Below are 24,257 nucleotides of genomic sequence, written 5' to 3' on the forward strand. Positions count from 1 at the left end.
GCGCAAAAATGAATAGTCTCTTGAAAAATATTTTATTCAAAAAAATTATTCATCTATATGTAAGCGTTATCATCATGATGATACGGTCTATCAAGGAGTTGGAGTGGTTAATTTTTGGAAATATACATAGTAGCGAATAAACATAAAAAAGTGTAAAGTATATTTTAACAGAATATACAGAAAATTTTGAACGGTTAGGAGCGTGGTAATATGTCATTTCATCAAATACCGCAACGGCAAGGACTTTATGATCCGAGACAGGAACACGATGCATGTGGAATCGGAGTTTATGCTCATCGGACCGGACGAGCAAGTCATGAAATCGTTCAAAACGCCTTGAAGATGTTGTGTCAGATGGAACATCGGGGGGGACAAGGGAGTGATGCGAAAACAGGCGACGGAGCCGGCATCCTCACGCAAATACCGGATCGTCTCTTCCGCCAAACGTTACGAAATATCAACTTACCGCAAAGTGGGGACTACGGGGTAATGATGATGTTTTTACCTCGAGAAGACCGGTTACGTCAACGATTGGAACGTGTTTTGGAATCGATCATCTTATCGGAAGGACAACGGTTGATTGAGTGGCGAACTGTCCCGGTTACGAACACGGTCATCGGAGATAAAGCACGTCAAACGGAACCTGTCATCCGCCAATGTTTTATCGAAGCGAAGAACGTGGAGGGATTAGCGTTCGAGCGGACATTGTTCTTGATTCGTCGACTGTTTGAGCGAGAGGCGGAGCAACACGGCATTGAACAATACGTCTTAAGCAGCTCAAGCGAGACGATCGTCTACAAAGGGCTTGTAACGACGGATCAACTCGGTTTGTATTTCGATGATCTGCAGGATGAACGGTATCAGTCCGGTTTCGCAATCGTCCACTCGAGATTCAGTACGAACACGTTTCCGAGTTGGAAACGCGCCCATCCCAACCGCTATTTAATCCATAACGGAGAAATCAATACATTACAAGGGAACGTTCGGGCGATGCGGAGCCGGGAAAACGGGTTGGCCAAGACGACATACGGTCGTCGGGCGAAGGATGTGTTACCGATTTTGGACGAATCGGGCAGTGATTCCTCGATGCTTGATAATGCGTTTGAGTTTTTATATCTATCCGGATTGACGTTGGCGGAAACGGCATTGATGCTCGTGCCGGAACCGTTTGAACATGCAGAAGTCCGCCCGGCAAAACGGGCCTATTACGAATACCACAGCAGCATGATGGAACCGTGGGATGGTCCGTCAGCGATCGTCTTCACGAACGGGAAACAGATTGGTGCGACACTCGACCGCAATGGTCTGCGACCTGCTCGGTATATGATGATGCGGGACGGTCATTTTATGTTATCTTCCGAATCCGGTGTTCTACCGATTGCGGAACACGATATTTTATTTAAGAAACGCCTTGTTCCGGGAGAATTGTTACTTCTTGATTTTGCATCTGGTCAATTGATTTCAGATGAAGAGGTCAAGCGTGAACTCGCGATGCGTCATCCGTATGCCGAGTGGTTGGCGGAAGAGATGATTTCTTTACCGACGGACGTTAATACGGAAGAGGTATCGAATCTCGGAACGTTACAACGATTATTTGGTTACACACGGGAAGACATCGATCAATATTTGATTCCGTTGGTGGAAGAAAAAAAAGACCCGTTAGGTGCGATGGGAACGGATATCCCGCTTGCAGTCCTAAGTGAACGACCGCAATCACTGTTCCGGTATTTTAAACAATTATTCGCACAGGTGACGAATCCGCCGATTGATGCGTTGCGGGAACAAATCGTCACTTCGACGATGACATGGCTCGGTCAGCAAGGGGAATTGCTGACACCGAACCGGCAAAATTGCCGCCGGATTCGTCTCGCATCACCGGTTCTCACGCCAACGGAAGCAACGGCTTTAAAGCAGACGAAACTCGTTCATAAGACGCTTTCGACGGTATTTGACGGTCCGCTCGCGGAAGCACTCGAGGCGTTACTCGAGCAGGCTGTCCATGCTGTCCGGGGTGGCTGTGAACTGTTGATTCTTTCCGACCGGAATGTCCGGCCAGGTGCTGTCCCGATGCCGATTCTTCTCGCTACGAGTGCCGTTCATCATCATTTGATTCGGGAAGGTCTACGAACGAAAGTCAGTTTGATCATCGAAGGTGGCGAAGTCCGGGAAGTCCATCATTTTGCTGCCTTGGTCGGATACGGAGCAGATGCCATTCATCCTTATCTTGTCTACGCGACGTTACAGGATGCAATTGCCGAAACAATGCCGGACTATACGGAGCGATACCGGTCCGCGGTGACGGAGGGTGTGGTCAAAGTCATGTCCAAAATGGGCATTTCGACGGTATTCAGTTACCGGGGTGCACAAATTTTTGAGGCTGTTGGTATTTCCGAACAGGTCATCGACCGTTACTTCACCGGAACCGTTTCGCAACTCGACGGTTTGACCCTACCATTGATTGAACAAGAAGCTCTTCGTCAACACGAAGAGGGAATCAAACGGACACGCCTCGAGTCCGGCAGTGTCTTCCGCTATCGGCACGACGGAGAACATCATGCGTTTAATCCGGCGACGATTCATTTGTTACAACATGCGTGCCGGACCGGCCGGTATGACTTGTTCAAAATGTATTCATCCCGGATCCAGGAAGAACCGGCGACGTTTTTGCGTCATCTGATGTCTTTCCGGGAAACGGCACCGATTCCACTTGAAGAAGTGGAACCTGTCAGTGAAATCGTCAAATATTTCAAGACGGGTGCGATGTCTTACGGTTCACTATCCAAAGAGGCGCACGAGACATTAGCGATTGCGATGAACCGGCTCGGCGGGAAAAGCAACAGCGGTGAAGGCGGCGAAGAAGAGGACCGGTATCATTTGGATGAAAACGGTGACTCCCGGATGAGCCGGATCAAACAGATTGCGTCAGGACGATTCGGTGTCACGAGTGATTACCTCGTCCATGCCGACGAACTGCAAATCAAGGTTGCGCAAGGAGCGAAGCCCGGAGAGGGCGGGCAGCTGCCGGGAGAAAAGGTGTATCCGTGGATTGCCCGTGTCCGTGCCTCGACACCGGGTGTCGGATTAATTTCACCTCCGCCTCACCATGATATTTACTCAATCGAGGATTTGGCGCAGTTGATTCATGACTTGAAACGCGCGAATGATCGGGCGCGGATCAGTGTCAAACTGGTCGCAAAAGGCGGTGTCGGAACGATTGCTGCCGGCGTCGCCAAAGGGTTGGCCGATGTCATCGTCATCAGCGGTCACGATGGCGGGACCGGCGCTTCACCGAAAACCAGTATCCAACATACGGGTTTACCATGGGAACTGGGCTTGGCCGAAACGCACCAGACGTTGGCCTTAAACGGATTACGGGACCGTGTCGTTCTGGAAACGGACGGAAAGTTATTGACGGGACGCGATGTCATCATCGCTGCGATGCTCGGTGCCAATGAATACGGCTTTGCCACGGCACCATTAATTGCCGTCGGCTGCATCATGATGCGGGCCTGCCACCTCGATACGTGTCCGGTCGGTGTTGCGACACAAGATCCGAAATTGCGTGAGAAATTTACAGGATCGGCGGATCATGTTGTACATTTCATGGAATTTGTCGCCGAAGAAGTCCGTGAATATTTAGCACAACTCGGTGTGAGACGTTTAGCCGATTTAGTTGGTCGGACGGACCTGTTACAAACATCGGACCGGTTAAAGACACATTGGAAGGCATCCAGTCTCGATTTATCCCGTTTGTTCGTCATGCCGGGATATTCAGCAGAAAACCGGCAGTTCCAAGAGCATCACGTCTCGGCTTCCTTTGACGGACGTGAACTGGAAACTGTCATCACGGATCAATCCTTCGTGGAACAACAAACCTTCAGCTTCCCGGTTACGAACACGGACCGGGCAATTGGGACGAACACCGGATCACGCTTGACGCGACTCTACGGAGCGATGGGTCTTCCGACGGATCGTCTGACACTGAATCTGACAGGTTCTGCCGGTCAAAGTCTTGGGGCGTATATTCCACGCGGCATGACATTGAATGTGTCAGGAGATGCCAACGACTATGTCGGCAAGGGATTATCAGGGGGTGTCATCGCCGTTCGTCCGCAAGCAAAATCGAGTTTTGTCTCTTCGGATCAGGTCATCATCGGAAATGTCGCACTGTACGGGGCGACAAGCGGCGAACTTTACGTCAATGGTCAAGCGGGGGAACGATTTGCTGTCCGGAACAGCGGGGCAACGGCAGTCGTTGAAGGGATTGGAAACCATGGTCTCGAGTATATGACGGGCGGAAGTGTCGTCATCCTGGGCGATGTCGGACTGAATTTTGCAGCCGGAATGTCAGGTGGTGTCGCGTATGTCTTACCAAAAGACGTCATACGTTTTAAGGCCCGGATCAATCGGGAACTCGTCGTGACGGGAGCCGTTTCTGATCCGGAAGAGGCAACGCGGTTAAAAACATTCATTGAACGGCATGTCGCGCGGACGAACAGTGAACAAGGTCATGCCATCCTGGCAAACTGGGATCATGTCCTCAGCTCGTTCATCCGTGTCATTCCGACGACCTACCAAGCTGTGACGACTTTGATGGCAGGCTACGCGCAACAGGGGCACAATACGGAAGAAGCGATGTTGCTGGCATTCGAGACGCATATTGGACGCGGAACAGGAGGGAAAAAATGAAGAGACGGGATCAATTCATGAACGTTCCTCGCCAGGCAGGCAAGGAACGTGACAGCAGGGAACGAGTCGGAGATTTTAATGAGTACAAAGAACGTTTTTCTGAAGCGGAAGCGTCGGAGCAGGCCAGCCGTTGTATGGATTGCGGGACACCGTTTTGCCATGTTGGTGAGACATATGGACAAGTCAAAATCGGTTGTCCGGTCTACAACTTAATTCCCGAGTGGAATGTACTCGTCGAACAAGGGAATTTCCATGAAGCTCTTCAGCGGCTCCAAGAGACAAATAACTTTCCGGAATTCACAGGCCGGGTCTGTCCCGCGCCTTGTGAAGGATCGTGTACGCTTTCCATCAACGAACCTGCCGTCACAATCAAGCACATCGAACGGACCATCATCGATATCGGTTTTGAAAAAGGATGGGTCCAACCACGTATTCCGTCGGTCAGAAGTCAACACCGGATTGCAATCGTCGGTTCAGGGCCGGCCGGCTTAGCGGCAGCCGATCAATTGAACCAAGCGGGGCATCACGTGACGGTGTTTGAACGCGAAGATCAAATTGGCGGATTATTGACATATGGGATTCCGGCGATGAAACTCTCGAAAGAGATTGTCGCCCGTCGTGTCCTCCTGCTTGAGACGGAAGGGATCACGTTCAAAACCGGTGTCAACATCGGTCTTGATCTATCACTGGATCAGCTGGAAGCCGATTACGATGCCGTCATCCTCTGTGTCGGCGCAACCGAACCACGAAAAATACAAGACGCGCCGAGTCAAGGTGTCGGATACGCAATGGATTATTTGACGAGCGCGACGCGGCAACTTCTGACAGGACAATCGTTAATCGACCTGCATGATACACGAGGAAAAGATGTCCTCGTCATCGGAGGCGGTGACACGGGAGCGGACTGTGTGGCGACGGCACTGCGGCAAGGCTGTCGATCCGTCGTCCAGTTCGGGAAACACGAGATGCCGGGTTCGGAACGGACACCGGACAACATGTGGCCGGATACACCGAATCTGTACAGCCTCGATTATGGTTATGAGGAAGCGCTTGTTCAATTCGGCCGTGATCCACGAGAATACTTGATTGCGATTGAGCGTTACACGACGGATGAAGTCGGACGATTAACCGGCGTTTGGACGATTCATAATGAAAAAATCCGCCATGCCGACGGACAGATTGAGTTTCAGAAGCTTCCCGGCACCGAAAAATATTATCCGGTCGATACGATGTTGATTGCAATCGGGTTCAGCGGCGTCGAGCAGGATGTGTTACGGCACTTACCGGTTGAGACACGAAACGGCAAGATAAAAACGCAGTCGTACGCGACTGACCGACCGGGTGTATTTGCTGCCGGCGATGCCCGGCGTGGTCAGTCCTTGATTGTTTGGGCCATCCGGGAAGGACGGGAAGTCGCTGAAAAAGTTGAGCAACATCTCTTGACCTTGCACCAGCAAACCGGTTAAACGGTACTAAAAATCAAAAAACGTTCGAGACTCCTCTCAGGGAGATTCGAACGTTTTTTGGTTTGTCATGAATGTTGGACAATCTAAAAAAAAGAAAATCGATAAACCGGTTTATCTTCTACCCATTTAGAAGCGCTTTCAGCTAGGATGAAAGAGGAGGAGTGATCAGGATGGATGCAATCAATATTATTTTTGTCTGCGAATCAGGGTTGGTCAGCAGTGTCATGGGGGCAAAAGTCTTACGGGATCGATTACAAAAAGAACGGCTGCACGTGACTGTCGAGACGTGCCGGGCGAAAGAAATTCCGAGGGGTACCAATTTTTTAATCGGACCCCGACAAATCGTATCCCATCTCCAACTGGATTCCGCGTGTCGGGTATTTGCCGTCGATCATCTGTTGGCAGCGGCGTCCTATGATGATTTAATTGACACCATTAGAAACGAGTTGATGCAAAGTGACTGATTTTACGGCCCGTGAGCGGGAAATCTTATTTTATTTACTGACGAAATCAGAACCGGTTCAAATTCAGGAAATCGCAGAGGCACTCGAAACCTCGGAACGAACGATTCAACGGGAACGTGAGCGGCTCGGACAAACAGTAGCGCCGTTCCGACTAGAAATGATTTACGTCCGGGGACGGGGCTTACAGTTGAGTGGCGATGAGGGGCATAAGCGGGAACTTCGTGAAGCGTTACTGTTATCGCATCGCCAGTTACCTTCGGCGGAAGATCGGCAGGTTGAACTCGCATATCGCCTCTTACAAGAGCAAGGAATGATCAAACTGCAGGCTTTGGCACATGCCATGTACATCGCTCCGAGTACCATCAGTCAAGATTTGGAACGGATTGATGAATGGTTTTGTCAGTATGCGCTGGAGTTAAAACGTAAAAAAGGATTAGGAGCGGAAGTCATCGGTGAAGAAATCAGCAAACGACGGCTGATGGTATCGTTGATTTTCACCCAATGGGATGTTTTGTCCTTTTATCGCTTTCTTCAGGGGCATATCGATCAACTGCCTCATTTACTTCATACCCAACAGAGGGAGTGGATTGAGGCGATTAATCAATCGTATGCCGTCATTGCTCCTTTGACGAAACAACAGGATATCAGTGATCGCCTTCTGATGCGGGCGGCGCTGAGTTTAGCGGTTCAAGCAATCCGGATGGACCAGTTTCCGATGGTCTATGAACTGAAAGCTTATCCGCTCGAAGTCCTGCATCATGTCGATACGCTTCAACGACGGTTGCCGTATGCCTTATCGATTGCCGAGCGGCAGTGGATTTCTGAGGAATTACGGAATTTTCAACAAGATCAGCTGGAGACCAGCGAAGAGTTGGTCATTCGATTACGTGTCAAACGACTCATCGAACAAGTCTCTTTATTGTATGGAGAAGCATTTATGGAAGACCAGGCACTCGAACACGGTTTAGTCAGCCACATCATGTCATATACGAAACAAAACATCGTTAACCCGTCCTATGTCATTAAACAAATCGAACGGGAGTATCCTCGTTTGTTTGATGCTGTCAAACAAGCGGCTGAATTCGTCTTCAACGATCAAACGTTTGCGGATTATGACTTAGCGTTCTGGGTGATGCATTTTGGTGCCGTTTTAAGTAAACCGTTACCGAAAACGCCCTATCGTGTTCTTGTCGTCTGTTCGGCGGGACTGGGGTCATCTAAATTATTGATGAACCGGTTACGGCAAGAATTTACTGAACTGGAGCAAGTCGAAAGTTCGTCCCTCTTTGGAATCGGCCGTCTCCAGTTGAAGGATTACGATTTCGTGTTATCGACGGTGCCGTTACCGGATATTAGTCAACCGCATCTGCTCGTGAACCCCTTACTGCCAAAGGAAGAGGTTGATCGAATCCGGAAATTGCTCGTTTCCTTACCTAAATCCTTTCAATCCGCTCCCCGTAAGGAGTCATCAGGCTGGCTGGATTTGTCCCGATTGGAAGAATTGGTCAAGACGGCAAGGCAATTAAGTGACGCCTTTTCCATTGAAACGATTTCCGCACAGACAGAAGGGTTAGAAGAAATTCTCCTCGAAATCAGCAACGGACTGGTCGATAAAAACGTGACCTCATCGGCCGTTCAGTTGTCGGCGCAACTGTTACGACGTCATGAAATGTCCGGACTCGGGATTCCAGGAACACGACTGGCCTTGTTCCACGGCCGCGATCATTCCATTCACCGGGGAGGATTCTTCATCTATGAGCTCGAGCAACCGGTTGAGCTGCTCGGGATGGATCAAGCGATTCAACCGGTCGAACGGATTTTAGTTCTGGCAGCACCGGAAGAAGCGACGGATCAGCTGTTGCAACTACTGAGTTCGATTAGTGGCGCCATCATTGAAAATGATGCGCAAACCCACCAATTCGAGTACGGGGATGTCCATCAACTCGAGCAGGTCTTGAACCGGACGTTCCGGAAAGTCATTGAAAGAGAATTGGAGACGATCGAGCAAACGATTGATTTTTCATTGTGACCGCAAATCGGAAGAACCATTCGTTGATACGGATGGTTCTTTTAGTCTTGTCCAAGAAGGCTGCCAAAACGTGAACTAGGAAAGATTGAGTAAGCGTTTCCAAAGCGCATACAATAAGGGCATAGCAAAGCACTTATCATACGATGCAAACGAAATGGAGGGTACACCAATGACAACAACACAAGCAGGAAAGCGCGGATTGCGTGTCCAGGTTCAACGGTTCGGAAGTTTCCTCAGCGGGATGGTCATGCCAAACATCGGCGCATTCATCGCCTGGGGAATCATTACGGCGTTATTCATTCCAACCGGGTGGGCACCGAATAAAAGTCTGGCAGAATTAGTCGGTCCGACGATCACGTATCTGTTACCGCTGCTGATTGGATTTACCGGCGGGAAATTGATGCATGATGTCCGGGGAGGAGTCGTCGGGGCACTGGCGACGATGGGCGTCATCGTCGGAACCGAAATCCCGATGTTCCTTGGCGCAATGGTCATGGGACCACTTGGTGGATTTACGATTAAGAAATTTGATCAGCTGATTGAAGGGAAAATCAAACCGGGTCTTGAGATGCTCGTCAACAACTTCTCGGTCGGGATTATCGGCGGTTTGTTGATGATCGGCGGATTTAAACTGTTCGGACCACTGATGACAGGACTGGACGATATCATGGCAGCGGCAGTCGGAGCCATTGTCAGTGCACACCTGTTACCGCTCGCCAGTCTGTTCATTGAACCGGCTAAAATCTTGTTCCTGAACAATGCAATCAACCACGGGATTTTAAGTCCGCTCGGGTTGGATCAAGTCAGTGAAGCCGGAAAATCGGTTCTGTTTTTACTCGAAGCCAATCCAGGTCCTGGTTTCGGTTTGTTACTTGCATATTCGGTCTTCGGTTCCGGAGCAGCGAAAAAGACGGCTCCAGGGGCAGCATTCATCCAATTCATCGGCGGGATTCATGAAATTTACTTCCCGTATGTATTGATGAAACCCGTCCTCTTGCTCGCGATGATTGCCGGAGGAATGAGCGGTATCCTAACATTCGTCTTATTTGATGTCGGTCTTGTCGCACCTGCTTCACCGGGAAGCATCATTGCGGTCCTCGCGATGGCATCCCGCGGTTCATATATCGGACTCGTTGCCGGAATCCTAATTTCCGCATCGGTGACATTCGTCGTATCAGCAGTCTTACTGAAAACAAGCAAAGCAAAAGAAACATCACTTGAAGAAGCGACGGCTAATGTCAGCGCGATGAAAGGCAAGAATTCAATTGCTTCCTCGCTCGTCTCTGCTGAATCGGCCACTTCGTTAGCAGAAGTAGAACACATCATTTTTGCCTGCGATGCCGGAATGGGATCGAGTGCGATGGGCGCATCCGTCTTACGTAACAAAATCAATAAAGCCGGACTGCCGATCAAAGTGACGAACACGTCAATCAGTCAACTTCCGAAAGATGCCGAGTTCATCATTACGCACCAGGATTTGACGCAACGGGCGAAGGAACAAGTGCCGCAAGCCGAACACCGTTCCGTCGAAAACTTCTTGAATGCGGGTTACTATGATCAACTGGTTCATGAAATCGAAACTGCACGAAATAAAATTTCTTAAAAAAATAGACAGGAGTGGATGAATGATGGCAACAGCGATGAAACTAGAAAAAGAGATGGTTTTACTAAATCAACATTTTAGTACAGATGAGGAAGCGATTGAAGCAGCTGGAGCGTTACTTGTCAATCACGGCTACGTCCGTCCGAACTATATCGAATCGATGAAAACCCGGCACCGGTTGTCGACGGTTTATATCGGAAACCATGTCGCAATTCCGCATGGCACGGAAGAGGCAAAAGAAGAAGTCCTGAAAACGGGATTATCGATTCTGCAAGTTCCGAACGGCGTGTCGTTCGGAACAGAACAGGCGAAGCTGATTATCGGTATCGCGGGTATCGGCGACGAACACCTTGAACTGCTTTCGCACATTGCCATCATCTGTTCGGACGAAGACAATGTCGAACGGTTGGTCGAAGCGGAGACGGCCGAAGAAATGATTCAATTGCTGTCTGTGGAGGTGTAAGGCATGAAAGCGATTCATTTTGGAGCAGGAAACATTGGTCGGGGATTCATTGGCTTACAACTGGTTAAATCGGGTTATGATGTCTGTTTCATTGACGTCAACGCCGAAGTCGTCGAAGCGTTAAAGTCACGCCGGGCGTATACGGTTGGCTATGCGGCAGAAGATGCGGCGGTAGAAGAGGTATCAAACGTGACCGCCCTGAATAGTCAGACCGAAGCCGAGCGGGTGATTGAAGCGATCGCCACAGCAGATGTTGTAACGACAGCAGTCGGGCCGACTTTGCTAGCGAAAATCGCTCCATTACTGGCTGAGGGAATCAAACGGCGGGGGACAATGAAAAATGTATATGTCATCGCTTGTGAAAACATGATTGAGGGATCCAGTCATTTGCAGCAAGAAGTGATGCACCATCTCGATATGATACCGAGCAACGTCTTTTTCCCGAATGCCGCCGTCGACCGGATCGTTCCGTTACAACACCATGACGATCCGTTATATGTCGAAGTCGAACCGTTTTTCGAATGGGTCATTGAGACGAAGGCATTACCGGACGGTTATCCGGTGTTCGAAGGGGTAACATACGTCGCGGACATCATACCGTTCATCGAACGAAAGTTATTCACCGTCAACACCGGCCACGCAATCGCTTCATACCTCGGTGCTCTATTTGGAAAAGAGACGATTGCCGAAAGTCTGCAAGACGTCCGTGTCCGACGCGGCGTACAGACTGCTTTATACGAGACCGGCTGGCTGTTGCTTGAAAAATACGGCTTTGATCCAAAAGATCACAGTGCATATATCCAGAAAAACATTAAACGATTTGAAAATCCTCGGATTCATGATGAAATCGTCCGGGTTGCCCGTTCGCCGATCCGTAAACTCGGACCACGCGACCGCCTGGTCAAACCGGCTCGTGAATTAATGGACCGCGGTATCGAAGCGAATGGGTTAGCCCAAGGGATTGCAGCCGCCTTAACCTATTCCGATCCAAATGATTCGGAATCTTCTGAATTAAATACTTTTATTGAAGAACATGGAATTCGACAGACGGTCACAACCTATCTTGGTCTGGAAGCGGAAGAACGTCTCAGTCAATTGATTGTCAGTCAATATGAACAGATGCATCCGATGAGTGATTCGATTGCATGATCGAGTTCGACTTCAACCAGTCCCGTTTTTACGGAGACTGGTTTTTTCTTGTATGAGGACATGAGAATTCTGCGGAAGCATTATAAACCTCCGCCTACTGTTGAAATTTCCAAATCTTTAACATAAATCAGTAGCTTTGTGTATAACAGATTTAGAATATTCGTTATCGAATATTTTTTGTGGTTTTTGCGATGTACGCTATAGAAACGGAACTATTCTCCGATCCGATTCTTAGTTAAGAGAAGGTGGAATTATGCAAAATTACAAAGTGAACGTATATATGGCAAAAGGCACACGATTAAAATCCAATCATTCTTTAACAGCCAAACACTTGATTTATACCAGTCAGTTTTCTTCACATACACCGGTTGAACTGCTTCATCAATTGCTGTTAAATCGTCTGAGACTTGAACAGGAACAGAATCAACACTTGTTGATGTATACGCTCGAAGTCAACACGGTCGTCGACCAATACGTCATCGATGTCCGTCTTTCTTCTGAGGGGGATGTGTCGGAAACAATGGAACGCGGACTGATTGAATTAATTGAACGAGAAGAAGTGAGACATATTCAAGCGCTCGAAATCGGAAAACCGGATTATGCCGAATTTGCTCATTTGGTCTTGCATGTCAAACCGGGAGCTCTCCGTGTCGATCAAGAAAAAATGCAGCGCATCTTCGATGGGTCTGGTGTCAACGGTCAAATCATTTTACAAAAAGAGCGGATTGACAGCCGGGAACCATGCCATTCAATTCAATTGTTGATCGGTGGGATGGAGAAGAGTTTATACAGTCTATCGCATTACCAACTAGATCCGCTGTTCCGGAAGTATGGTTTAGTCATCCAGTCCTTGAATCTGTTACCGTTTGATTTGTTTTTAATTCGTGATAAAGTGGCGATGTTATCGTCTGCTGACGCTACACGGTTGTGGATTGATGACATTACGACTTCTAAAAACGGTAGAAGCCACCAAATTTGCTTTAAGGACGGCCAAGAATTCATGACGGTCATCTGTGATTTACACGGTTCGATTCGTTCTTATAAATGTTCTTAAGACAGTCTTTGACGTTTAACATGGTTTCATTTCGGTTAAATCCTTTAGAGAAGAAACTGAAGCTAAAGAATTGGAGATGAAGGATATGTTATCAGAAAAGCAAATTGAGACATTTAAAACACGTTTGTTGAAAGAAAAAAATAAAACGGAGACGAACATCGAAAATCGTGAAGTAGATTATGATACGGGTGAACTGTCGAGCTACGATAACCACCCAGGCGATTCAGGAGACGAGCTGTTTTTGCGTGAACGTGATCAAGCAATGACGGATATGCAGGAAGAAATGTTATCAGACGTCGATTTAGCGTTAAAAGCAATTGAAGATGGAACGTACGGTGTATGTAAAGTATGCGGAAAAGATATTGAAATCGAACGTCTCGACATCATTCCAGAAACGTTGTTATGCATTGAAGATGCAAAAAAAGAAGAAGAAAAGGTCGGAAACGATCCGATGTCCCGTCCGAGCGAAGAAGCGGTTCTCGATCCGTCCGTCACGGCAACCGGCAAAGATATCGACGGTGCAACCGATGGATTCAGTAAAGTCGGTGAATTCGGAAACTCGGACACACCTTCAGACAAAGAAGACGGCATTGATCCGACGCGCTAAGTCAAATCATCAACACGTCCATCCAATTCAGGATGACGTGTTTTTTACTGTAATAAATTCCAAATAAAAATATCGGAAAATTTTGACTTTTTCTAAACATTTGGTACGATAGGAACGAGAAGAGATTTCGATAGGAGTAAAATGAAAGCGGATACATGAGGTAGCTTCTCGTCGATTGACCATTTTATTTGAGGGAGGAACAATCAGATGATTTATGAGATTCCAAACACGCAAGGGTCAAAGGTACAGTACAAGGATCGTTATGAAAATTTCATTAACGGAAAGTGGACGGCACCGGTCGGAGGAGAATATTTTGAAAACGTAACACCGATTACCGGGAAAGTGCTGTGTCAAGTTGCTCGTTCCGGGAAAGAAGATATTGAATTGGCACTAGACGCGGCGCATGCGGCTAAAGACGCGTGGGGTAAGACATCGGTTGCAGAACGGTCGAACATCTTAAACAAGATTGCGAATCGAATGGAAGAGAATCTGGAGATGCTTGCTTATGCGGAAACACTCGAAAACGGTAAAGCCGTACGCGAGACGCTGAATGCCGATCTTCCGCTCGCTATTGATCATTTCCGATACTTTGCAGGGGTCATCCGGGCGCAAGAAGGATCAATCGGGGAACTCGACAACGATACGGTCGCCTATCATTTCCATGAGCCGCTTGGCGTCGTCGGTCAAATCATCCCGTGGAACTTCCCGATTCTGATGGCTGTCTGGAAACTGGCACCGGCCCTTGCGGCAGGAAACTGTGTCGTCTTGAAACCGGCAGAACAAACACCAGCGAGTATTCTGTTGCTGACAGAGCTGATTGAAGATTTATTACCTCCGGGTGTGTTGAATATCGTCAACGGTTTTGGACTCGAAGCCGGAAAACCGCTCGCCTCGAGCAAACGGATCGCTAAAATTGCCTTCACGGGTGAGACGACGACAGGACGGCTCATCATGCAGTATGCATCTCAAAATATCATCCCGGTTACACTCGAGCTCGGCGGGAAATCACCGAATATCTTCTTTGCCGACATCATGGATGCCGATGATGCCTTTTTCGATAAAGCAATTGAAGGATTGTTGATGTTTGCCTTGAACCAAGGGGAAGTTTGTACGTGTCCTTCACGTGCCTTGATTGAAGAATCGATTTACGAGCCATTCATGGAACGTGTACTCGACCGCGTCAAAGCCATCAAACTCGGAAATCCGCTGGATGGTGACGTCATGATGGGTGCCCAGGCGTCTAGTGAACAAATGGAAAAAATCTTATCGTATCTTGAAATCGGGAAATCCGAAGGGGCAGAATGTCTGATTGGCGGCGAACGGAATCACCTTGACGGTGATTTGGCGGATGGTTATTATATCCAGCCGACAATTTTCAAAGGACACAACAAAATGCGAATTTTCCAAGAAGAGATTTTTGGTCCTGTCCTATCGGTCACGACGTTTAAAACAGAAGAAGAAGCACTGCAAATTGCAAATGACACACTGTACGGATTAGGTGCAGGGGTCTGGACGCGTGATATGAACCGGGCATACCGTTTCGGACGGGCGATTGAAGCAGGACGGGTCTGGACAAACTGTTACCACCAGTATCCGGCACACGCAGCATTCGGCGGTTACAAAATGTCAGGAATCGGTCGTGAAAACCATAAAATGATGCTCAACCATTACCAACGGACAAAAAACCTTCTCGTTAGTTACAGCCCGGATAAACTTGGTTTCTTCTAATCGAAGAAAGGATGTGGCGACATGGTCGAACGTGTACTTGCGACCGATGCCGGCTTGGAGTTGATTGAACAGCTGAAAGCAAAACACGGACCGTTGATGTTTCATCAATCGGGTGGATGTTGCGACGGCAGCTCCCCGATGTGTTTTGCGGAAGGCGATTTATTTTTAGGCGATCAAGATTTATTGATTGGTACAATCGGTGGTTGTCCGTTTTATATTCATGAGGATCAGTATGAATATTGGAAACATACACAACTGATCATTGATGTCGTCAATGGTCGAGGCGGAATGTTTTCTTTAGAAGGTGTCGAGGGAAAACGATTTTTGACACGTTCTCGCGCTTTCACGACTGAAGAATATGCAGAACTCGCGGCATCAACCAACTCATGAATCAGTAAATAGCACCTCGCTCGAATGTTTAAGGAATCACCCTTAAACATTCGAGCTGAAGGTGTTTTTTTCTGTCGTAACAAGCCGAAAGAGAGGTCACGTTTTATTTATAGGCGGCGTCACGTTATAATTGAAAGATATTTTACAAAAAAGAGGAGGGTGAAATATGACAACCTTTCAAGAGTTGACGTCAATTGAAGACGTAAGGGACTTTTATCTTCAAAAATCGGCGAGTTTCATTTATATTTCCAGTCCGGGGTGTGGCGTTTGTGCCTCGCTGTTTCCGCAAATTGAACCGATTATAGCAAATCATCCCGAATTTCGGTCTGGCCATGTCGACTTGAGTACAGTCCCGGAAATTGTCGGAGAATTTTCTGTATTTACCGCGCCTTCTTTGTTGTTTTTTGTTCAAGGAAAAGAATTACATCGGGAATCCCGGATCGTTCCAATCGAACCGTTTACCCGGAAAGTCGAACAACTCAGCCGATTGGTGGCATCGATGAACTGAAAAATCCAACATCGTCAGGAGGAAACAATCATGCGCTATCCCTTTTTAGGCTGGACCGGTCAAACAATCGGTGTGACGGCCCCGTCTTCCGGAGTACCGGAAAACTTACATGCAATGCTCGAAGAAGCAACGTTGCGTCTGCAGGATCGACAAATGGCAGTTACGATCGGACAAACGGTTCGGACGCAACATCAGGCGGAAAGTGCTCCAGCTCAAACACGAGCGGATGAATTGAATGAGATGCTGCAAAACCCGGAAATCGATGCAATCCTTCCACCTTTTGGAGGGGAACGGGCGATTGATGTATTACCGTTTTTGGATTTCGGACGAATCCCGGTAAAATGGTTGCTTGGCTATTCGGATATTAGTACGGTCCTGTTTGCCATCACAGTCAAGACGGGCATCGCGACAGCCCATGGACCGAATTTTGTTGACATGCGTAGCGAAGAATGGGATGAAACGACGACAGCCTGGCGGCGAGTGCTGGCGACGCCTGCCGGAGGGACCGTCACACAGTGGACATCTGATCTGTATCAAACTAAATGGAACCATTCAGAACGACCGGACCGTTATATGTATCATCTCGATGCGACGACAGAGTGGAAAACACTGGATCCGACACAAAAACAAGCATCCGGGCGGTTGCTTGGCGGATGTCTTGAGACAATTCGTCATCTCGTCGGGACACCGTATGGAGACGTGGCCACGTTTCAGGTAAACCAGATGAACGAAGAACCGATTCTGTGGTACTTCGAAGTATCGGAAGCAAGTGCTACCGACGTTCACCGTTCATTGATGCAGATGTATCTCGCCGGCTGGTTCGCGCAGTCATCTGGAATCGTGTTTGGACGAACGGCAGCCGGACGGACGGTTGAGGAATATTCGATCCTAGATGTCTATGAGACGTTTAAAAGACTGTTGGACATTCCGGTGTTTTATGATCTAGACATCGGACACCAGCCGCCGCAAATGACACTCGTCAATGGAGCATCAGCAACCATCACGATTCAAGGAAAAGATTCTAGATTAGACATGACGTTTGATTAATCTAGAAGAGGAGGACAGATATGGCGAGTCGGAAGTTTCAATCGTTAGCAGCGTATAAACGGGTGCACATCAATCCGGAAACACGTCGAATGACCTTACCCGAACCATTTTATGATGCGTTACAGTTAAAAGATGAACTGATGCTGGCCCAAGTCGGTCAGGTGTTGATTATCCGCAATCCGCTAGAAATGGTAACGACGGAAACGGATTTGCTGTCGGACATCGTCGATGAAGGCTTCACGGGACAAGAATTAGTTCAGGAATTTGCTTACCGAAAGGCCCAACACGAACATCGTCTGCGGCAACAAATTTTACAAGAAGAAGATGCCGAGTCTTCGGCACAATTACAAATTGATCTATAAGAGCAGATGAGGAGTGGGAAGCAATGCGAACACGAACAAAAATCGGCTTAGGCGTAATCGGTTCAGGAATGCTCGCGGCGAGTTATTATTTTTATGAAATGGCAATTGCGACCAACCCAAAACCCTTTTTATCCAATAACCGTGATCTAAGCGACGAGATGGTCCGCCTGATGCAACCCGGTCAAACATGGATCAAAGAACAGCCGCTGGAGCTGATTGAAGTAAAGGCGCATGATGGATTAACGTTGCGCGGGCATTACTTACCGCCGCTTGTTCCATCCGACCGTGTCGTCATTTTAGTGCATGGATACGGTGGAGTCGGAACAGACTTAGCCGGATTTGCATATCTGTATCATCAAGCCGGTTTCCACGTCATGATGCCGGACAACCGCGGACATGGAAAAAGTGACGGGAATTACATTGGGTTTGGTTGGCATGACCGGGAGGATTGTCTTCGGTGGACCGAGTACCTGGTGGCCCGTCTTGGACAAGAAAGTGCGATTTTCTTACATGGTGTCTCGATGGGGGGCGCGACCGTTCTGATGACAAGTGGTGAAGTTTTACCCCCGCAAATCAAAGGAATTATCTCTGATTGTGCCTATACGTCGGTCAATGCGGTCCTTGCCTATCAAATGAAACGGATGTATCGTCTGCCACATTTTCCATTTTTGACGATGACCAGCATTTTGACGAAAATGAAAGCAGGTTATTTTTTTAGTGAAGCTTCTGCACTCAAACAAGTGAAGCGGGCGACAGTTCCGATTCTGTTTTTACACGGCGGTGCGGATACGTTCGTTCCAACTTCGATGGTCTATGAATTGTATCAAGCCTGCCCGACAGAAAAAGAATTGGTCGTCATTCCGAATGCCGCCCATGCGATGGCGTATTTCGAAGATCCGGACACATATGATGCGGTCGTCGAAAAATTTGTCCGGCGGATTTTAGGCGAACCGATGGAACGCGTGTAAAAAAAATGTATGAAACCGTTGACATGAAAACCGCTATTTAGTATTCTAATAACATAAATAGAAGTCGTCGTGGCGGAACTGGTAGACGCGCTAGACTCAGAATCTAGTGGTGGCAACACCGTGGAGGTTCAAGTCCTCTCGGCGGCATTTGTAAGTGAAAATAGGAGTACTCTTCGCTAGAAGGGTGCTCTTATTTTTTTGTGAAAAAAACTTTTGATTCATGACCTTAACAAGTTTGTTCGTAAAATTTGAATTTTTCTGATAAAATATGTGTTAAGGAAAAGATTTTAAGGAAATTACAAGGGAGAAGGCATTTGTCTTCAAGAGAGGAGTAACAACATGAAAAAGCATTTATCGGTTTTATTTTTACTGCTCAGCTGTTTAATGGTATTGAGTGCGTGCAGTATCGGATCACAAGATGAGGTCTCGAAGGACAAGACGTACAAGGTCGGAATCGATGTCACGTATCCACCGTTTGAATATAAAGACGGGGACACATACAAGGGAATCGATATCGATCTCATCAAAGCCATTGCAAAGGATCAAGGGTTTAAAATCAAGTTTGAAGCAATGGACTTCAGCGGAATCATTCCAGCTCTTCAAGCGAACCAGTTGGATGTTGCAATTGCCGGTATGAGTATCACACCGGAACGGAAAAAAGTCGTGACGTTCTCAGATCCTTACTTCAAAGCCGGATTGATTTTAGTCGTCAAAGATGACAACAATAAAATTAAATCGGTCGATGATTTGAAAGGACAGAAAGTAGCTGTCAAAAAGGGAACGACAGGTGCAAAATATGCGACGGACAATGCAGATAAACTCGGTATCACAGTTACGCAATTCAATGACAGTCCAGCGATGTTCCAAGAAGTCAAAAACGGAAATGCTGCGGCATTGATTGAAGATTATCCGGTCATCTCGTATGCGAACAAACAACAAAATCTTGGTCTGAAGCTCGTCGGAGACCGTTTGAATGGTGATAATTACGGAATCGCCGTCTTAAAAGGTGAAAACGAAGAGCTGATGAAAAAAATCAACAAAGGATTGGCTAACCTGAAAGAAAGCGGCGAGTACGATAAGATCGTCGATACGTATTTGAAATAAGCCATTTGAACGAATGACAAGGGAGTTGAGTCACTGATGGAAGTCGCAAAAACGGCGTTTCCGTTTTTCCTCGAAGGGTTACAGATTACCCTTTATATCTTTATCATCGCGGTCATCGTCGGATTTTTAATCGGCTTGATCGTCGCATTGATGCGTTTATCACCACTAAAGATTTTAAACGGTATTGCCATCGTCTACATTGATGTTATTCGGGGAACCCCGTTTATTGTCCAATTGTTCTTTATTTATTTTGGACTCAATTCACTCGAGTGGTTGTCCATGGACCGGATGTATGCCGGAATTCTGACAGTTGCGATCAACGCCGGAGCCTATTTCGCTGAAATTATCCGGGCAGGGATTCAATCGATTGATAAAGGTCAAACCGAAGCTTCGCGATCACTCGGGATGACGGGACGTCAAACAATGACGCAAATCATTTTGCCGCAAGCATTCCGCCGAATGTTGCCAACGATTACAAATCAATCGATCATCAGCTTAAAAGATACATCGTTACTCTCGATCATCGGCATTGCGGATTTGACGCAACAGGGACAAGTGCAACAGGCGACGACGTTTGAGCCGTTCATCGTTTGGACGGTTGTCGGTCTGATGTACTTCGTCGTCATCTATCTCCTTTCATTGTTAGGGAAATTCTTGGAACGGAGGTTTACACTGCGATGAGTATCATTGAAGTTAAACAATTGAAAAAGTCATTTGGTTCAAACGAAGTGTTAAAGGATATTTCGGTTGAGATTCAAGAAAAAGAAGTGGTATGTGTCATCGGTCCTTCAGGGTCCGGGAAAAGTACATTTCTCCGCTGTTTAAACCGACTCGAAGATATTACAGGAGGGACCGTGATCGTCGATACACACGACATCACGGATTCGAAAGTCGATATCAATAAAGTACGGGAAGAAGTCGGGATGGTGTTTCAGCACTTCAACTTGTTTCCGCATAAGACGGTGCTCGAGAACGTGACGCTTGCACCGATGAAGGTCCGGAAAACAGATAAAAATCAAGCAAAACAGCGGGCTTTTGAATTGCTGGATAAAGTCGGATTGCGCGAAAAAGCGGATAATTATCCGGGTGAACTGTCCGGTGGTCAAAAACAACGGGTCGCCATTGCCCGTGCTCTTGCCATGAATCCAAAAATCATGTTGTTCGACGAGCCGACCTCTGCGCTTGATCCAGAGATGGTCGGAGATGTTCTTGCCGTCATGAAGCAATTGGCACTTGAAGGAATGACGATGATTGTCGTCACGCACGAGATGGGATTTGCCCGTGAAGTTGGTGACCGGGTACTTTTCATGGACGGTGGTTTCATCGTCGAAGAAAACATCCCGAGTTTATTGTTTGATGCTCCACAACACGAACGGACCCAGTCTTTTTTAAGTAAAGTCCTGTAATTTATGAAATCGAGCAGGAATGACCTTCAGGAAGGTCATTCCTGCTCTTTTTTGATGAAAACATCAGTTTTCGCCTAGAGATGTTTCAATCATAAAGAACACAGGGTACAGTCATAAGAAAAACTTATACATTTATGACTGAGAAATTGGGAATTCGAAACGCACTAACCTAAAAGAAGTAGTAATATAATAACTAAGGCAAACACTTTTGACATACAGGCCTTCGTTAAGAGTTGTGTTCGCACTGGAAGGAACATGACAATTACCGAATTTTTATGTCATACGATTTGAAAGCGCTAACAGGTAGAGAGCTGGAAAAGTACAGATTTTTTGTACAAAGGGTGAAATGAATGAAACGGGGGGAACCGTACATGGCAAGCCGGGAACAGGAAACATTTTATGGACCAAACCTTGGATACATCATTGAATTGTATGAACGCTTTTTAGAAGATGCTTCTTCTGTTGATGAAGAAACACGGGCCTATTTCGAGCAAAATGGTGCTCCGGTCGCAGAATCAGTGACTCAGCAACCGATCGAAACGGGAGATTTCGAAAAGTATTTGTCAGCGAGTCGCTTAGCGGATCAAATTCGAGCGAAAGGTCACCTTGCGGCTGACATCTATCCGCTGAAAGATCATCCGCGGGAAACAGAACTGCTCGAACTTCGTCAGTTCGGATTGACAGAAGCCGATTTACGCGGCATGCCGGTCACGCTCGTTTGTCCGGAGCCACCGGGACATCTGTCGGATGCCTATGAAGGGATCGAGCATTTAAAAGCCCAGTACACAGGGGCTGCGGCTGTTGAATTCCAACATGTCGACGATTTGGAAGAAAAGAAATGGTTACGCCAAAAAATTGAACAAGGTGCGTTGACGGCACGTTTATCAATTGAACAAAAAAAGCAGCTCTTTAAAAGATTGGCTGAGACGGAATTATTTGAAAAATACCTCCATAAGACGTATGTCGGACAGAAACGGTTCTCGATTGAAGGACTCGATGCGATGGTCCCATTGCTCGATACGATCGTTGGACATCTGATTGCGAATGGGTCGGAAACGATTAACATCGGAATGGCGCATCGGGGACGATTAAATGTCTTAGCGCACGTTTTAGGCAAACCGTATGAAATGATTTTTGCAGAATTCCAACACGCGCCAAACCATGACTTGGTTCCTTCGGAAGGTTCGATCGGGATCACATATGGTTGGACAGGGGACGTGAAATATCATTTAGGGTTGAACCGGAAAATGGAGCAACAATCGAGTAACGTCCGGATGACGCTTGCCAACAACCCGTCTCACCTCGAGTTCGTCGATCCTGTCGTTGAAGGATTCACACGGGCAGCGCAAGATGACCGTTCGCAAAAAGGGGCACCTCGTCAGGAGCAGGGAAAAGCCGCTGCCATCCTCATTCATGGAGATGCCGCCTTCCCGGGGCAAGGAATCGTCGCTGAAACGTTGAACCTGACGAATTTGAAAGGATATAACACAGGCGGAACGATTCATATCATTGCCAATAATACGATCGGCTTTACGACGGAACCGACGGATTCACGGTCGACCCGTTATTCAAGTGATTTGGCGAAAGGGTATGAAATTCCGATTTTCCACGTCAATGCAGATGAGCCGGAAAGTTGTTTAGCCGTAGCATTGCTTGCCAGCGAATACCGGGCGACATTCAACAAAGACGTCTTGATTGATTTGATCGGATACCGTCGTTTCGGACATAACGAGATGGACGAGCCGATGAATACCAACCCTGTACTCTATGATTTAATCCATAAGCATGATTCAGCACGTGTCTTATATGCGAAACAACTGGTTGAACAAGGGGATGTCTCAAAAGAAGATGTCACGACAATTGAAACGGACATCAATGACATGATGAAAGCGGCTCGTGAGAAGGTCCCGAATGTCGAAAAAGAGTACGGTGGAGTCATGCCGGATGTCGTCTTCAAGGGCGTTCCTCACGTCGAAACCGGTGTCGCAGTTGAAAAATTGACGGCTTACAACGAACAGTTGCTCGAATGGCCAAGTGGATTCAGTGTTTTCCATAAACTTGAAAAAGTGTTGAAACGCCGGACCGATGCGTTGACGACGAAAAACGGCATCGACTGGGGTCATGCGGAAACATTGGCATTTGCTTCGATTCTTTCCGATGGCACGCCGATTCGACTCAGTGGTCAAGATTCGGAGCGGGGGACGTTTGCACAACGAAACATCAATCTGAATGATGTGAAGACAGGCAAATCGTTTTCACCGATGCACAGCTTGACTTCAGCAACAGCATCGTTTGCCGTTTACAACAGTCCGTTATCAGAAGCGGGTGTTCTCGGATTCGAATACGGCTATAACGTCTTTGCACCGGAAACACTTGTTTTATGGGAAGCGCAGTACGGTGACTTTGCGAACTCCGGTCAAGTCATCTTTGATCAGTTCATCTCGGCAAGCCGTGCCAAATGGGGACAGACATCTGGACTTGTCATGCTGTTACCGCATGGTTATGAAGGACAAGGACCGGAGCATTCCAGTGCCCGTCTCGAACGTTTCTTGACACTGTCAGGTGAGAAGAACTGGACGGTCGCTAATGTCTCAAGTGCAGCCCAGTATTTCCATCTGCTTCGCCGTCAAGCTGCGATTCTTGGGAAAGAAGAAGTACGTCCGCTTGTCGTCATGACGCCGAAAAGCTTACTCCGTCATCCACTCGCAACCTCTGATTTATCCGAACTGACAGACGGTTCATTCAAACGAATCGTCGAACAAAACGGACTGGGACAATCACCGGAACAAGTTGAACGGATCGTCTTCTGTAGCGGTAAGGTCGCGATTGACTTAGCAGAAGCTGTCTCGAAATCAGACGATGATTTCAACTGGTTACACATCGTCCGGATTGAAGAAATCTATCCGTTCCCGGCTAAGCAGTTAAATGCTTTGCTCGAACGTTATCCGAACGTCAGTGAATTTGTCTGGGTTCAGGAAGAACCGAAAAACATGGGCGCTTGGACATACATCGAACCACGTCTTGAATCGGTTGCCATCAATGGGATTACAACTGTTCGTTACATCGGTCGTCGTCGACGTTCGAGTACGGCGGAAGGTGATCCGACTGGCCACAAAGTCGAACAAGCGCGGATTCTAACAGAAGCCTTGACACGAACGACAGTCGATCAACCAAGCACGTCGGCTACTTCCGAAACAAATGTCTAATCTAAAATCAAGTG

At 47.5% G+C, this 24,257-nt stretch carries 19 protein-coding genes and 1 tRNA gene; all 20 read left to right on the forward strand.

Annotated features, from left to right (window positions below; genetic code table 11):
• Positions 1-210 precede the first annotated feature (210 nt).
• Positions 211-4,689: a glutamate synthase large subunit gene (gltB, locus tag P402_RS0107670; protein WP_026828142.1), complete on the forward strand. Its 4,479-nt coding sequence runs from the start codon at positions 211-213 to the stop codon at positions 4,687-4,689.
• Positions 4,686-6,155, forward strand: coding sequence for a glutamate synthase subunit beta (locus P402_RS0107675; protein WP_026828143.1), 1,470 nt, complete (start codon positions 4,686-4,688; stop codon positions 6,153-6,155). The genes gltB and P402_RS0107675 overlap by 4 nt, the downstream gene beginning before the upstream one ends.
• A gap of 170 nt (positions 6,156-6,325) precedes the next feature.
• The gene (locus P402_RS0107680; protein WP_026828144.1) at positions 6,326-6,619 is read left to right on the forward strand and encodes a hypothetical protein; all 294 of its coding nucleotides are present in this window, start codon (positions 6,326-6,328) and stop codon (positions 6,617-6,619) included.
• Entirely contained in the window at positions 6,612-8,648 is a 2,037-nt protein-coding gene (locus P402_RS0107685) for a BglG family transcription antiterminator (protein WP_026828145.1), read from the forward strand. The genes P402_RS0107680 and P402_RS0107685 overlap by 8 nt, the downstream gene beginning before the upstream one ends.
• 169 nt (positions 8,649-8,817) lie before the next feature.
• Positions 8,818-10,251 carry a PTS mannitol transporter subunit IICB gene (locus P402_RS0107690; protein ID WP_026828146.1) on the forward strand — a complete coding sequence of 478 codons (1,434 nt, stop codon included), beginning with the start codon at positions 8,818-8,820 and terminating at the stop codon, positions 10,249-10,251.
• 25 nt (positions 10,252-10,276) lie between these two features.
• On the forward strand, positions 10,277-10,714 hold the full coding sequence (locus P402_RS0107695) for a PTS sugar transporter subunit IIA (protein WP_152538821.1): 438 nt from the start codon (positions 10,277-10,279) through the stop codon (positions 10,712-10,714).
• 3 nt (positions 10,715-10,717) lie between these two features.
• A complete protein-coding gene (locus P402_RS0107700) occupies positions 10,718-11,863 on the forward strand; it encodes a mannitol-1-phosphate 5-dehydrogenase (RefSeq protein WP_026828148.1) in 1,146 nt (381 codons plus the stop codon).
• 268 nt (positions 11,864-12,131) lie between these two features.
• Entirely contained in the window at positions 12,132-12,917 is a 786-nt protein-coding gene (locus P402_RS0107705; RefSeq protein ID WP_235188834.1) for a hypothetical protein, read from the forward strand.
• 85 nt (positions 12,918-13,002) lie between these two features.
• Positions 13,003-13,524 carry a TraR/DksA C4-type zinc finger protein gene (locus P402_RS0107710; RefSeq protein WP_026828150.1) on the forward strand — a complete coding sequence of 174 codons (522 nt, stop codon included), beginning with the start codon at positions 13,003-13,005 and terminating at the stop codon, positions 13,522-13,524.
• 207 nt (positions 13,525-13,731) lie between these two features.
• Entirely contained in the window at positions 13,732-15,252 is a 1,521-nt protein-coding gene (gene adh, locus P402_RS0107715; RefSeq protein WP_026828151.1) for an aldehyde dehydrogenase, read from the forward strand.
• A 21-nt stretch (positions 15,253-15,273) separates the two neighbouring features.
• Positions 15,274-15,642 carry a DUF779 domain-containing protein gene (locus P402_RS0107720; protein WP_026828152.1) on the forward strand — a complete coding sequence of 123 codons (369 nt, stop codon included), beginning with the start codon at positions 15,274-15,276 and terminating at the stop codon, positions 15,640-15,642.
• A gap of 166 nt (positions 15,643-15,808) precedes the next feature.
• Positions 15,809-16,150, forward strand: a complete 342-nt coding sequence (locus P402_RS0107725) for a thioredoxin family protein (protein ID WP_026828153.1) — start codon at positions 15,809-15,811, stop codon at positions 16,148-16,150.
• Between the two features lie 30 nt (positions 16,151-16,180).
• Positions 16,181-17,197: a S66 family peptidase gene (locus tag P402_RS0107730; RefSeq protein ID WP_051525131.1), complete on the forward strand. Its 1,017-nt coding sequence runs from the start codon at positions 16,181-16,183 to the stop codon at positions 17,195-17,197.
• Between the two features lie 20 nt (positions 17,198-17,217).
• Positions 17,218-17,559, forward strand: a complete 342-nt coding sequence (locus P402_RS0107735) for a hypothetical protein (RefSeq protein ID WP_026828155.1) — start codon at positions 17,218-17,220, stop codon at positions 17,557-17,559.
• 23 nt (positions 17,560-17,582) lie between these two features.
• A complete protein-coding gene (locus P402_RS0107740) occupies positions 17,583-18,527 on the forward strand; it encodes an alpha/beta hydrolase (RefSeq protein ID WP_026828156.1) in 945 nt (314 codons plus the stop codon).
• Between the two features lie 63 nt (positions 18,528-18,590).
• Positions 18,591-18,674, forward strand: a tRNA-Leu gene (locus tag P402_RS0107745).
• A gap of 237 nt (positions 18,675-18,911) precedes the next feature.
• Positions 18,912-19,631: a transporter substrate-binding domain-containing protein gene (locus tag P402_RS0107750; protein WP_427374459.1), complete on the forward strand. Its 720-nt coding sequence runs from the start codon at positions 18,912-18,914 to the stop codon at positions 19,629-19,631.
• A gap of 36 nt (positions 19,632-19,667) precedes the next feature.
• Positions 19,668-20,312 carry an amino acid ABC transporter permease gene (locus tag P402_RS0107755; RefSeq protein WP_026828158.1) on the forward strand — a complete coding sequence of 215 codons (645 nt, stop codon included), beginning with the start codon at positions 19,668-19,670 and terminating at the stop codon, positions 20,310-20,312.
• Positions 20,309-21,037, forward strand: coding sequence for an amino acid ABC transporter ATP-binding protein (locus P402_RS0107760; RefSeq protein WP_026828159.1), 729 nt, complete (start codon positions 20,309-20,311; stop codon positions 21,035-21,037). The genes P402_RS0107755 and P402_RS0107760 overlap by 4 nt, the downstream gene beginning before the upstream one ends.
• 350 nt (positions 21,038-21,387) lie before the next feature.
• Positions 21,388-24,243, forward strand: a complete 2,856-nt coding sequence (locus P402_RS0107765; protein ID WP_034769860.1) for a 2-oxoglutarate dehydrogenase E1 component — start codon at positions 21,388-21,390, stop codon at positions 24,241-24,243.
• The last annotated feature ends 14 nt before the right edge of the window (positions 24,244-24,257 follow it).

Origin of the sequence: Exiguobacterium sibiricum 7-3 (assembly GCF_000620865.1) — a bacterium.
Lineage (GTDB): Bacteria > Bacillota > Bacilli > Exiguobacteriales > Exiguobacteriaceae > Exiguobacterium_A > Exiguobacterium_A sibiricum_A.

Coding starts and splice junctions, on each gene's coding strand:
- adh (WP_026828151.1), top strand. CDS start 13,732: ATGATTTATGAGATTCCAAACACGCAAGGGTCAAAGGTACAGTACAAG.
- P402_RS0107720 (WP_026828152.1), top strand. CDS start 15,274: ATGGTCGAACGTGTACTTGCGACCGATGCCGGCTTGGAGTTGATTGAA.
- P402_RS0107690 (WP_026828146.1), top strand. CDS start 8,818: ATGACAACAACACAAGCAGGAAAGCGCGGATTGCGTGTCCAGGTTCAA.
- P402_RS0107750 (WP_427374459.1), top strand. CDS start 18,912: ATGGTATTGAGTGCGTGCAGTATCGGATCACAAGATGAGGTCTCGAAG.
- P402_RS0107735 (WP_026828155.1), top strand. CDS start 17,218: ATGGCGAGTCGGAAGTTTCAATCGTTAGCAGCGTATAAACGGGTGCAC.
- P402_RS0107710 (WP_026828150.1), top strand. CDS start 13,003: ATGTTATCAGAAAAGCAAATTGAGACATTTAAAACACGTTTGTTGAAA.
- P402_RS0107725 (WP_026828153.1), top strand. CDS start 15,809: ATGACAACCTTTCAAGAGTTGACGTCAATTGAAGACGTAAGGGACTTT.
- P402_RS0107755 (WP_026828158.1), top strand. CDS start 19,668: ATGGAAGTCGCAAAAACGGCGTTTCCGTTTTTCCTCGAAGGGTTACAG.
- P402_RS0107765 (WP_034769860.1), top strand. CDS start 21,388: ATGAAACGGGGGGAACCGTACATGGCAAGCCGGGAACAGGAAACATTT.
- P402_RS0107675 (WP_026828143.1), top strand. CDS start 4,686: ATGAAGAGACGGGATCAATTCATGAACGTTCCTCGCCAGGCAGGCAAG.
- P402_RS0107680 (WP_026828144.1), top strand. CDS start 6,326: ATGGATGCAATCAATATTATTTTTGTCTGCGAATCAGGGTTGGTCAGC.
- P402_RS0107730 (WP_051525131.1), top strand. CDS start 16,181: ATGCGCTATCCCTTTTTAGGCTGGACCGGTCAAACAATCGGTGTGACG.
- P402_RS0107700 (WP_026828148.1), top strand. CDS start 10,718: ATGAAAGCGATTCATTTTGGAGCAGGAAACATTGGTCGGGGATTCATT.
- P402_RS0107695 (WP_152538821.1), top strand. CDS start 10,277: ATGGCAACAGCGATGAAACTAGAAAAAGAGATGGTTTTACTAAATCAA.
- gltB (WP_026828142.1), top strand. CDS start 211: ATGTCATTTCATCAAATACCGCAACGGCAAGGACTTTATGATCCGAGA.
- P402_RS0107740 (WP_026828156.1), top strand. CDS start 17,583: ATGCGAACACGAACAAAAATCGGCTTAGGCGTAATCGGTTCAGGAATG.
- P402_RS0107760 (WP_026828159.1), top strand. CDS start 20,309: ATGAGTATCATTGAAGTTAAACAATTGAAAAAGTCATTTGGTTCAAAC.